This window comes from Streptomyces tailanensis, from assembly GCF_008386495.1.
Taxonomy (GTDB): domain Bacteria; phylum Actinomycetota; class Actinomycetes; order Streptomycetales; family Streptomycetaceae; genus Streptomyces; species Streptomyces tailanensis.
Genome location: NZ_VTHJ01000028.1, coordinates 1 through 10,181, shown reverse-complemented (window position 1 = coordinate 10,181; position 10,181 = coordinate 1). Strand labels below are relative to the sequence as shown.

At 70.9% G+C, this 10,181-nt stretch carries 11 protein-coding genes; 4 read left to right on the top strand and 7 right to left on the bottom strand.

The annotated features are described in order from the left end of the window. Together F3T56_RS48060 and F3T56_RS22650 are read left to right on the top strand one after the other, a co-directional pair. A partial coding sequence (locus F3T56_RS48060; RefSeq protein WP_246203769.1) for an FMN-binding protein occupies positions 1-448 on the top strand: 448 nt, incomplete at its 5' end. Positions 449-506: 58 nt separating this feature from the next. Continuing rightward, entirely contained in the window at positions 507-1,244 is a 738-nt protein-coding gene (locus F3T56_RS22650; RefSeq protein WP_149827286.1) for an FAD:protein FMN transferase, read from the top strand. Between the two features lie 241 nt (positions 1,245-1,485). Here the strand turns inward: F3T56_RS22650 and F3T56_RS22645 are convergent, their stop codons facing one another. The 5 genes from F3T56_RS22645 to argC form a co-directional block, all read right to left on the bottom strand. Next, the gene (locus tag F3T56_RS22645; protein ID WP_149827206.1) at positions 1,486-2,022 is read right to left on the bottom strand and encodes an arginine repressor; all 537 of its coding nucleotides are present in this window, start codon (positions 2,020-2,022) and stop codon (positions 1,486-1,488) included. A gap of 7 nt (positions 2,023-2,029) precedes the next feature. After that, positions 2,030-3,247, bottom strand: coding sequence for an acetylornithine transaminase (locus F3T56_RS22640; protein ID WP_149827205.1), 1,218 nt, complete (start codon positions 3,245-3,247; stop codon positions 2,030-2,032). Next, the gene (gene argB / locus F3T56_RS22635) at positions 3,244-4,182 is read right to left on the bottom strand and encodes an acetylglutamate kinase (RefSeq protein ID WP_149827204.1); all 939 of its coding nucleotides are present in this window, start codon (positions 4,180-4,182) and stop codon (positions 3,244-3,246) included. The genes F3T56_RS22640 and argB overlap by 4 nt, the downstream gene beginning before the upstream one ends. A 163-nt stretch (positions 4,183-4,345) precedes the next feature. Then, positions 4,346-5,500 (bottom strand): bifunctional glutamate N-acetyltransferase/amino-acid acetyltransferase ArgJ, encoded by a 1,155-nt coding sequence (gene argJ / locus F3T56_RS22630; protein WP_149827203.1) that lies wholly within the window; start codon positions 5,498-5,500, stop codon positions 4,346-4,348. Further along, positions 5,497-6,525, bottom strand: coding sequence for an N-acetyl-gamma-glutamyl-phosphate reductase (argC, locus tag F3T56_RS22625; protein ID WP_149827202.1), 1,029 nt, complete (start codon positions 6,523-6,525; stop codon positions 5,497-5,499). Before argC ends, argJ begins: the two co-directional genes overlap by 4 nt. A 202-nt stretch (positions 6,526-6,727) precedes the next feature. On the opposite strand from argC, the gene F3T56_RS22620 reads away from it, so the two are divergent. After that, positions 6,728-7,126 (top strand): DUF5958 family protein, encoded by a 399-nt coding sequence (locus F3T56_RS22620; protein ID WP_149827201.1) that lies wholly within the window; start codon positions 6,728-6,730, stop codon positions 7,124-7,126. Here F3T56_RS22620 and F3T56_RS22615 read toward each other — a convergent pair. Next, a complete protein-coding gene (locus F3T56_RS22615) occupies positions 7,072-8,664 on the bottom strand; it encodes a hypothetical protein (protein ID WP_246203768.1) in 1,593 nt (530 codons plus the stop codon). The genes F3T56_RS22620 and F3T56_RS22615 overlap by 55 nt on opposite strands. 149 nt (positions 8,665-8,813) lie before the next feature. After that, positions 8,814-9,218 carry a DUF5997 family protein gene (locus F3T56_RS22610; protein WP_149827200.1) on the bottom strand — a complete coding sequence of 135 codons (405 nt, stop codon included), beginning with the start codon at positions 9,216-9,218 and terminating at the stop codon, positions 8,814-8,816. Between the two features lie 123 nt (positions 9,219-9,341). On the opposite strand from F3T56_RS22610, the gene F3T56_RS22605 reads away from it, so the two are divergent. Next, the gene (locus F3T56_RS22605) at positions 9,342-10,097 is read left to right on the top strand and encodes a LysR family substrate-binding domain-containing protein (RefSeq protein WP_149827199.1); all 756 of its coding nucleotides are present in this window, start codon (positions 9,342-9,344) and stop codon (positions 10,095-10,097) included. Positions 10,098-10,181 lie beyond the last annotated feature (84 nt).

Genomic DNA, 10,181 nt, shown 5'->3' with positions numbered 1-10,181 from the left:
CTCCGGCGCCACCTACACCAGCGCCGGCTACAAGGAATCCCTCCAGTCCGCCCTCGACCAGGCCGGCAGCGGGGAGGGGTCCGGTGGCGAGGTCGAGGCGGGCGGCCAGCAGGACGCGGGCGGCGGTGCCGAAGACTCCGGGGCCGCGGATACCGGGACCGGGCAGTCGACGGGTACTCAGGTGCTCACGGGCAGCGCCGTGCAGACGGACTACGGGCCGGTTCAGGTCCGTATCACCGTCAACGGCGGCAAGATCACCCAGGCCGAGGCGCTGCAGCAGCCCAGCGGTGGGCGCAGCACCCAGATCAGTGGCACGGCCATTCCCCAGCTCAACCAGAACGCCGTAGCGGCAGGGAGCGCTGATATCGATGCTGTCTCGGGTGCCACGTACACCAGCGGTGGCTACAAGGAGTCCCTCCAGTCCGCGCTGGACCAGGCCGGTGGCTGATCCGGGGACCGACCCCGCCGGGATACCCCTCTCCCAACTGCGCCACGCCGAGGAGGCCATGGGTACCGTCTTCTCGTTCGACATACGGGGAGGCGAGCCCACGGCGGTCAAGGCCGCGCTCGAAGAGGCGGTGGCCGGGCTGCACACGGTGGACGAGGTGTTCAGCACCTACCGCGAGGACAGTCAGATCTCGCGGCTCGACCGGGGTGAGGTGACGATCGAGGAGTGCGATCCGGAGGTCGCCGAGGTCCTCGAACTGTGCGCCGAGGCCGAGCGGTTGAGCGAGGGCTGGTTCAGCGCCACGTACGAGGGCCGCTTCGACCCTACCGGGCTGGTGAAGGGGTGGGCCACCGAGCGGGCCGCCCTGCGTCTGGTCGAGGCCGGAGCGGTCGGGGTGAGCGTCAACGGTGGTGGGGACGTCCAGCTCTGCGGCGTGCCCGGCCCCGACCGGCCGTGGCGGGTCGGTGTGGCGGACCCGCTGCGCCCCGGTGGCCTGGCCGCCGTCGTCACCGCCGCCGGCGCGGATCGGCTGGCGGTGGCCACGTCTGGTACGGCGGAGCGCGGCGCCCACATCGTCGACCCCCGCACCGGCAAGTCCGCCGTGACGGACCTGGTCTCGGTCACCGCGGTGGGCCCCCACCTCACCTGGGCGGACTGCTGGGCTACGGCGGCGTTCGCGATGGGTTCGCGGGAGGGTTTGGCGTGGCTGGAGTCCCTGCCGGACACGGAGGCGTTGCTGATCACGGCGGGGGACGAGGTGCGGTGCACCGGGGGGCTCGCGTCCCGCCTGGGCTGACAGAGCTCGGCGCCGGTGCTGCGGCTGGGCGGGGGTGGGCTGCGCGACTCGGCGCTACGAGGTGCCGCTGCGCCCACCCTCCCCCACTCTCGACTTCGCTCGAGCGGGAGGTACCCCCATCGCCCCAGCGGCACGACTGCCCGCAGCTGAGTACGGCGAGCCGTGCTCCGTAAGGGGCGCGGGGAACTGCGCGATCAGCCCCCACTCACCCGCAGTCGGCGCACGGCAGTAACCGCCCCTCTCAGTGTCCGTTCTGAGCCAGCCTCAAAAGATGCTCGGCGAGGGCCTGTCCCCCCACGGGATCCCGGCTGATCAACAGCAACGTGTCGTCGCCCGCGATGGTCCCCAGGATGTCGTGCAGTTCGGCCTGGTCGATCGCGGAGGCGAGGAACTGGGCCGCGCCCGGAGGCGTACGCAGGACCACGAGGTTCGCGGAGGCCTCCGCGGAGATCAGCAGCTCCTGCGAGAGCCGCCGCATCCGCTCCTCCTTCGCCGACTCGCCCAGCGGAGCCCGGGGGGTCCGGAAACCGCCCTCGCTCGGCACCGCGTAGATGAGGTCGCCGTCGGTGTTGCGGATCTTCACCGCGTTGAGCTCGTCCAGGTCCCGGCTGAGCGTCGCCTGGGTGACGCTCAGCCCGTCGTCGGACAGCAGCTTGGCCAACTGGCTCTGCGACCGCACCGGTTGCCGGTTGAGGATGTCCACGATCCGGCGGTGGCGGGCCGTGCGGGTCTGCGGCACGGCGGGCCCCGCCTGGTCGTGCTCCTGCGCCTGGCTCATCGTCGTCTCATTCCCCGGATCGTCCGTCCCCACTGGCTTCGTGCGCGGCCAGCGCCCCGTTCAGGATGCCGGGCAGCGACTGGAGGAACGCGTCCACCTCCGCGTCGCCGATGTTGAGCGCGGGCATGAGCCGTACGACATCGGGGGCGGGCGCGTTCACCAGGAAACCGGCGTCCTGAGCCGCCTGTTGCGCCAGTGGCGCGAGCGGCTCGGTGAGCACGATACCCAGCAGGAGGCCCGCACCACGGACATAGTCGATCATCGGGTGGCCGAGGGACTCGATTCCGTCCCGCAGCTTCTCGCTCTGCCGCTTGACGTTCTCCAGGAGCCCTTCGGCCTGGATGGTCTCCAGGACGGCGAGTCCGGCGGCGCAGGCGACGGGGTTCCCGCCGAAGGTGGTCCCGTGGTGGCCTGGCTGGAGAAGCTCCGCGGCCCGCCCGAAAGCGACGGTCGCGCCGAGCGGCAGTCCACCGCCGAGACCCTTGGCGAGGGTGACGACGTCCGGCAGGACGCCCTCGTGCGCCTGGTACTCGAACCAGTGCCCAGTCCGGCCGATGCCGGTCTGCACCTCGTCGAGGACCAGCAGCGAGCCGCCGGCGGCGGTGATGGCCCGGGCAGCCTTCAGATAACCGACCGGCGGGACCACGACACCGTTCTCACCCTGGATGGGCTCGATGATGACGAGTGCCGTCTCCTCGGTGACCGCGGCGGCCAGGGCCTGCGCGTCACCGTACGGGACGTGCGTGACGTCACCGGGCAGGGGGTGGAAGCCGGTCTGCTTGCCGGGCTGGCCGGTGAGGGCGAGGGCGCCCATGGTCCGGCCGTGGAAGCCGCCCTGGGTGGCGACCATGTGGGTCCGCCCGGTCAGCCGGCCGATCTTGAAAGCGCCCTCGTTGGCCTCGGCACCGGAGTTGCAGAAGTAGACCTTGCCGTCCCGGCCGAAGTGCTCCAGGAGCCGCTCGGCGAGCGCGACGGGCGGCTCGGCGATGAACAGGTTGGAGACATGGCCGAGGGAGGCGATCTGCGTGCTGACGGCCTCGACGACGGCCGGGTGGGCGTGGCCGAGCGCGTTGACGGCGATGCCGCCGACGAAGTCGACGTACTCCTTGCCGTCCGCGTCCCACAGCTTGCTGCCCTCACCGCGGACGAGGGGCAGCTTCGGGGTGCCGTAGTTGTTCATGAGCGAGCCCTGCCACCGCTGGGTGAGCTCTTCGTTCGTGGTCATACGGCGTCCCCCTGATCTGTGGCGTCCGGCACGACCATCGTGCCGATGCCCTCGTCGGTGAAGATCTCCAGCAGGATCGAGTGCTGGACCCGGCCGTCGATGACACGGGCGGTGTTGACGCCGTTGCGTACGGCGTGCAGACAGCCCTCCATCTTCGGCACCATGCCGGAGGACAACTCCGGCAGCAGCTTCTCCAGTTGGGAAGCGGTGAGGCGGCTGATCACCTCGTCGGAGTTGGGCCAGTCCTCGTAGAGGCCCTCGACGTCGGTGAGGACCATGAGGGTCTCGGCGCCAAGAGCAGCAGCGAGTGCCGCAGCCGCCGTATCAGCATTGACGTTGTAGACATGTCCGTCGTCCTGGCTACGGGCGATCGACGAGACGACCGGGATACGGCCGTCGGCGAGCAGTGCCTCGATCGCGCCCGTGTCGATCGCGGTGATCTCGCCCACCCGCCCGATGTCGACCAGTTCGCCGTCGATCTCGGGCTGGTGCTTGGTGGCGGTGATGGTGTGCGCGTCCTCGCCGGTCAGTCCGACGGCGAGCGGCCCGTGCTGGTTGAGCAGTCCGACCAGTTCGCGCTGCACCTGTCCGGCGAGCACCATGCGTACGACGTCCATGGCGTCCTCGGTGGTGACGCGCAGGCCGGCCTTGAACTCGCTGACGATGCCGTGCTTGTCGAGGGCGGCGCTGATCTGCGGACCGCCGCCGTGCACGACGACAGGCTTGATGCCGGCCTGGCGCAGGAAGACGACGTCCTGGGCGAAGGCGGCCTTGAGGTCCTCGTTCACCATGGCGTTGCCGCCGAACTTGATGACGACCGTCTTGCCGTTGTGACGGGTCAGCCAGGGCAGCGCTTCAATGAGGATCTGGGCCTTGGGGAGGGCGGTGTGCTTGCGGGTGGGGGACTTTCGCTCTTCTGAGTGATTGACCGTCATAGCCGACTTTCGGAAGAATCTTGGATCAGCCGCCGGGCGGGCGGTCTTGGCCTGTGGAGGCGGCGTAAGACTTACCCCGGACTCGTCCGAGGGCGAGCGGCCGCCTGTGAAGCAGGAACCCTCGTCGGCGACGACGAGGACCCGCGACAACCAAGCGGGCACGTCAAGAGGAGTAGGCGCTGTTCTCATGGACATAGTCGGCCGTCAGGTCGTTGGTCCAGATCACCGCGGACTCATTGCCTGCCGCGAGGTCTGCCACGATGCGGACCTCGCGGTAGCGCATGTCGACCTTGTCGCGGTCCTCGCCGACGCCGCCGTTCTTGCAGACCCAGACGCCGTTGATGGCGACGTTGAGCCGGTCGACCTCGAAGGCGGCGGAGGTGGTGCCGATGGCGGAGAGCACGCGGCCCCAGTTGGGGTCCTCGCCGTGGATGGCGCACTTGAGGAGGTTGTTGCGGGCGATGGAGCGGCCCACCTCGACGGCGTCGTCCTCGGTCGCGGCGTTGATCACCTCGATCTTGATGTCCTTGCTTGCGCCCTCGGCGTCCCGGATGAGCTGCTGCCCGAGGTCGTCGCAGACCTTGCGGACGGCCTCGGCGAACTCCTCGTAGCCCGGGGTGACTTGGGAGGCGCCGGAGGCGAGCAGCAGCACGGTGTCGTTGGTGGACATGCAGCCGTCGGAGTCGACCCGGTCGAAGGTGACCTTGGTGGCCGCCCGGAGGGCCTTGTCGAGCGTCCCGCTGTCGAGGTCGGCGTCGGTGGTGAGGACGACGAGCATCGTGGCGAGGCCGGGGGCGAGCATGCCCGCGCCCTTGGCCATGCCGCCGACGGTCCAGCCGTCGCCCTGGGCCACGGACGTCTTGTGCACGGTGTCGGTGGTCTTGATGGCGATGGCGGCCTTCTCGCCGCCGTGCTCGGAGAGTTGGGCGGCGGCCGTCTCGACACCTGGGAGCAGCTTCTCCATGGGCAGGAGGACACCGATGAGCCCGGTGGAGCAGACGGCGATCTCACCGGCGCTGTGGCCTTCGAGGACGTCCGCGACCTTCTCGGCGGTGGCGTGGGTGTCCTGGAAGCCCTTCGGGCCCGTACAGGCGTTGGCGCCACCGGAGTTGAGGACGACGGCCGAGACCTGGCCGCCCTTGAGGACCTGCTCGGACCACAGCACCGGCGCGGCCTTCACACGGTTGGAGGTGAAGACGCCCGCGGCGGCGAGGCGGGGCCCGTTGTTGACCACGAGGGCCAGGTCCGGGTTGCCGCTCTCCTTGATCCCGGCGGCGATGCCCGCCGCCGTGAATCCCTTTGCTGCCGTCACGCTCACGGTGCGACTCCGATCGTCGTCAGCCCGGTGCTCTCGGTGAGCCCGAGGGCGATGTTCATGCTCTGGACGGCGCCACCTGCCGTGCCCTTGGTGAGGTTGTCGATGGCGCTGATCGCGATGATGCGGCCCGCCGCCTCGTCGTACGCGACCTGCACCGATACGGCGTTGGAACCGTAGACGGACGCCGTCGCGGGCCACTGTCCCTCGGGGAGCAGGTGGACGAACGGCTCGTCGGCGAAGGCCTTCTCGTACACGGCGCGGACCGAGTCGGCGGTGACGCCGGGCTTGGCCTTGGCGGTGCACGTGGCGAGGATGCCACGGGGCATGGGGGCGAGGGTCGGCGTGAAGGAGACGGAGACCGGCTCCCCCGCCACCCCGCCGAGGTTCTGGATCATCTCGGGGGTGTGCCGGTGGCCGCCACCGACGCCGTACGGCGACATCGAGCCCATGACCTCGGAGCCCAGCAGATGCGGCTTGGCCGCCTTGCCGGCGCCGGACGTGCCGGACGCGGCGACGATCACGGCCTCGTTCTCGGCGATCCCGGCCGCGTACGCCGGGAAGAGGGCCAGGGTGACGGCCGTGGGGTAGCAACCGGGTACCGCGATGCGCTTGGACCCCTCCAGCGCGGCGCGGGCACCCGGTAGTTCGGGGAGGCCGTAGGGCCAGGTCCCGGCGTGGGGCGAGCCGTAGAACCACTCCCAGTCCGCCGGGTCCTTGAGCCGGAAGTCGGCGCCCATGTCGACGACGAGCACATCCGGGCCGAGCTGCTCGGCCACGGCGGCGGACTGCCCGTGCGGCAGCGCGAGGAACACCACATCGTGCCCGGCGAGCACCTCGGCCGTGGTCTCCTGGAGTACCCGCCCGGCCAGCGGCAACAGATGCGGCTGTAGCCCGCCGAGCCGCTGGCCCGCGTTGGAGTTGCCGGTCAGAGCACCGATCTCGACCTCGGGGTGCGCGAGCAGCAGGCGCAGCACTTCGCCGCCCGCATAACCACTCGCTCCCGCCACCGCCGCGCGTACCGCCATGGAACCCTCCTCTTGGATGGCATGACTATACGTTTCGCTGCACGTTTATGCAATCGCGGGGAAGAGGCTGAACCGGGCCGCTGTGAGGAAAGCAGATGCCGAGCCATGAGCGGCGCAGGCAGGATGCCCGCACGGCCACCGCTCCGGTTCCACTGCCCCCGGGCCTGCGACGGAGCACCGCCCGTCCCGACAAGAGGCAACCATGACCGAACGCGACGTACTGCTCAACGAACTCGCCCAAGGGCTGCGCCCGATGTCGTACGGCATCGAGTGGTTCGACGCCCTCAGTCCGGAGGCACAGTCCGGGACGCTACGATTCCTGGCCCACTACTGCGTCCAGGCTCGCGCCGTCACCGAGGACGGGCCGGAGGGCGTTCGCCGAGCCGGGCTGCGCCCCACGCACACGCCCGTGGTACTGATCACCCGCGGCCGGATCGACCAGCAACTGGGCAAGATCGCCCAGCTCGCGCCTCTGGACGAGCGTCGGAAGGCGTTCCGGCTGCTGATCGCGGTGCTCGCGATCGCCGACGAGCGGCGCCGCGAGCGCTACTGTTCCGACGGGTGCGGCCACTGGTGGCACGGGTTGTCCGGCGCTGACTGATTCCCTCGGTGGATGTCTGCGCACGGCTCGGGCAGCAGGGTCGTCATCATTGTGCGCGGTAGCGATGGGTTGGTGGCTGCCGCTTCCGCCACCCGCACGGCGGGGTCGGTGAGCAGTTGCGCGATGGTCGTCGGTGGGAGTGCCGGGTGGGCGGCGGCCAGGGGTCTCGCGCGTTCGTCCGTGAGGCAGGCGAGCAGGGCCGGGGGCGTCGCACGGGGGTGCCGGGCGGCCTCGCGGAGTGCCTTCCGTACCGGGGGTCCGTGCCGGGTGATGTGCTCCAGCAGGGCCGGAGTCGCGTCCGGGTTGGTCGCCACCTTGGCGGTGACCTGGGCTCCGAACCGATCGACCATGGCGCGCAACCGTGCTGCGGAGAGGCCGGGGTGCGGAGCGATGGACTTGGCCACCTTCGCGTCGGGGTCGTCGGCCAGGAGGTCGCGGATCTCGGCCGACAGATCACGCCGCTCGGCCAGGAGCATCCGCATCGCGGGGTGCAGCGACCGGGCCAGCTCCGTCACCTCGGCGGCGGAGGCGGAGGCGATTCGGGGCAGCAGGGTGGGACCGACCCTGGTGCGGGCGGCCAGGCGGGCCAGCACGTCGAGCGGTACGCGGGGGTTGTGCGCGAGGCCTCGCCGCACCCCGGGGTCGGGGTCGTCGGCCAGCGTGCGGATCAGGGTGTCGTCGATCGCGGGGTTCTCGGCGACGTCGGCGCGGACACCGGGCGTGGGGTCCGTGGCGAGCCGTGCGTACGTCTCCGGGGGCAGAGCGGGGCGGGTCGCGAGCGCCTGACGCAGCAGCATCGAGGGGTGGTCTGCGAAGCCGGCGACCGCTTCGGGGGGTGTGGCCGGGTTGCTCAGGGCCGCCAGCAGCGTGGTGTGCACGGTGGATTCGTGGGACCCGTCGCAGGAGGCGCCCGGGGGCAGATCGCAGTCGGGCCTCGGGCAGTCCGGGCTGTGCGAGAACGGCGGCTCTTCACGGTCGCAGACCAGGCATCGCCGCGCGGGAGTCAGCCCCTCGCCGCTGATGAGCGCCGCCAGTACGTCCGGCGGCGTCGCCTCGTTGGCCGCGACCGTGCGGCGGACCTCGGCATGCGGATGCTCCGCGAGGCGGGCGGCCACGTCGGGTGCGCACCACAGCGCGAGCTCCGCGACGACCCGTATGTCCGAGTCCGAGGCGAGCGTCTCCACCACGTCGGGAGGGAGGCCGGGGCAGGCGGCGAGCTTCTCGCGATTCGAGACGACCGGATCCACCATGAGGAGACGAGCCCACTCCGGGCTGCCAGCACCCTCGTCGAGCAGGGCGAGGGCGACGAGTGGCTGCGCCGTGGGATCCACGTCGGCCGCGGTCAGCCGCCCCTCGTATGCCAGCCGCACACCGATCGCCTCGTCCCGCGAGGCCAACGCGACCGCCTGCGCACGGCTGAGGTCCGTTCGACCGGCGAGTTCCCCGGCGATGTCGTCGTCCGCGACCGCGATCAGCCGGTCGACCAGCTCGGGCGGCAGGGCCGGGTTGGCGGCGAGCCCGCACAGGACATGATTCACAGACGGCATCCTGCCCGGCCCTCGCCCGTATGGCTCGCGGTTTTCGAGCCCGCCGAACCATCAGCCATCGCCATAGCCATCGGCCATCGGCCATCGGCCAGGCTCAGCCCCAGGACCAGAAGCCGCCGCCGATCCGCCGTGGCTCGCGTTCAGGAACGCCGGTCGCCCGACTGGGCCGCCCGTTCGGCGTTCCGCTTCTTGATGCGGGCGCCTTCCTTGCGGACCTCCGCCTGAGTGGCGCGCTCCTTCTGCAGCCACTCGGGGTTGTCGGTCTTCAGCGCCTCGATCTGCTCGGTGGTGAGGGCCTCGGTGACGCCACCGCGGGCGAGCCCGGCGATGGAGACGCCCAGCTTCGCCGCGACCACCGGTCGGGGGTGCGGGCCGTTGCTGCGCAGCTCCTCCAGCCAGGCCGGCGGGTTCGCCTGGAGCGCGTTCAGCTCGGCGCGCGAGATGACGCCCTCCTGGAACTCGGCGGGGGTGGCTTCGAGGTACACACCCAGCTTCTTCGCCGCGGTCGCGGGCTTCATGGTCTGGGTGGTCTGGTGCGACGTCATGGTGTCCAGGGTATCGAGCATGTGCGCCACCGCTGACCACAGAGCCGTCGGGCCACGGCCGATGCCCGGCCTCCCACCCCTGCCCGTGCCACCGCCCCTGCCGCCGCCCGATAGCCTGGTCACGTGACTGGCTCGGAAGCATCCTCCTCGTTCCGGCTCGCGTACGTCCCGGGAGTGACGCCCACGAAGTGGGTGCGGATCTGGAACGAGCGGTTGCCCGACATCCCCCTCACCCTCCTCCAGGTGTCCGCCGCCGAGGCGTTCGGCGTGCTGCGGGGCGGCGACGCCGACGCCGGTTTCGTACGGCTGCCGGTGGACGCGACCGACCTCAGCGCGATCCCCCTCTACACCGAGACCACCGTGGTCGTGATCCCGAAGGACCACGTCGTCGCGGCGGTCGACGAGGTGACCACCGAGGACCTGGCGGACGAAGTCGTCCTGCATCCCCTCGACGACACCCTCGACTGGGAGCACCCGCCGGGAGAGCCGGCCTTCGAACGCCCCGCCACCACGGCGGACGCGATCGAGCTGGTGGCGGCCGGCATCGGGCTGCTCGTCGTGCCGCAGTCGCTCGCCCGGCTCCACCACCGCAAGGACCTCACCTACCGGCCGGTCACGGACGCCCCCGAGTCACGGGTCGCCCTGTCGTGGCCCGAGGACGCGACCACCGACATGGTCGAGGACTTCATCGGGATCGTCCGAGGCCGAACGGTCAACAGTTCGCGAGGCCGCGCCAAGACCGTGGAACCGAAGCAGCAGCCCAAGGCCAAGCAGCGTCCCACCGCGGGCAAGTCGACCGGTCGGAACCCCCGAGCCGGATCCGGCGGCGGCAGGAACGCGAAGGGCGGCAAGGGCTCCAAGCCCCGCCGCCGCTCCTAGCTCCTAGCTCCTAGCTCCTAGGGCCTGTTCTGAGTTGAGATCACGGGAGGGCTGGCAGGCTGCGTAGCCAGAGGATGGAGCCGC

What these genes read in the sequence shown, in the direction of transcription:
- F3T56_RS22640 (WP_149827205.1), bottom strand. Translation starts at nt 3,247, where the DNA reads ATGACCACGAACGAAGAGCTCACCCAGCGGTGGCAGGGCTCGCTCATG.
- argC (WP_149827202.1), bottom strand. Translation starts at nt 6,525, where the DNA reads ATGGCGGTACGCGCGGCGGTGGCGGGAGCGAGTGGTTATGCGGGCGGC.
- F3T56_RS22610 (WP_149827200.1), bottom strand. Translation starts at nt 9,218, where the DNA reads ATGACGTCGCACCAGACCACCCAGACCATGAAGCCCGCGACCGCGGCG.
- F3T56_RS22650 (WP_149827286.1), top strand. Translation starts at nt 507, where the DNA reads ATGGGTACCGTCTTCTCGTTCGACATACGGGGAGGCGAGCCCACGGCG.
- F3T56_RS22620 (WP_149827201.1), top strand. Translation starts at nt 6,728, where the DNA reads ATGACCGAACGCGACGTACTGCTCAACGAACTCGCCCAAGGGCTGCGC.
- argB (WP_149827204.1), bottom strand. Translation starts at nt 4,182, where the DNA reads ATGACGGTCAATCACTCAGAAGAGCGAAAGTCCCCCACCCGCAAGCAC.
- F3T56_RS22645 (WP_149827206.1), bottom strand. Translation starts at nt 2,022, where the DNA reads ATGAGCCAGGCGCAGGAGCACGACCAGGCGGGGCCCGCCGTGCCGCAG.